At 55.0% G+C, this 258-nt stretch carries 1 protein-coding gene; it reads right to left on the bottom strand.

The window, feature by feature from the left end; genetic code table 11:
* The coding region (locus ACSV5T_RS10015; RefSeq protein WP_438321028.1) for a lamin tail domain-containing protein at window positions 1–258 on the bottom strand (258 nt) is incomplete at both ends.

The following is a 258-nucleotide window of genomic DNA, read 5'->3' on the forward strand; positions in this document are numbered from 1 at the left end:
CGTCGAGCACCGTGTCGCCTTTTTTCAAGACGAGCGTGTCATCGCCGTTAAAGTTCGTCACACCGCTTGTCGTGTTCGACTTCGCTTTCAAGGCATCGCTCGCGTTGGCGTTGACGATGACATACGTGCCACCTGGCTCGAGCGTACCTGTCAAGTTGAGGGTCGTGCCTGGAGCCGTCCCGCCGTTTGAATACAGTTCAAGTTTATAGGCCGAGAGGTCGATGGCCGCATTCGTTCCATTGAACAGTTCGATCGCTT

This window comes from Veillonella sp. ZSJB6 (assembly GCF_051549505.1).
Lineage (GTDB): Bacteria > Bacillota > Negativicutes > Veillonellales > Veillonellaceae > Veillonella.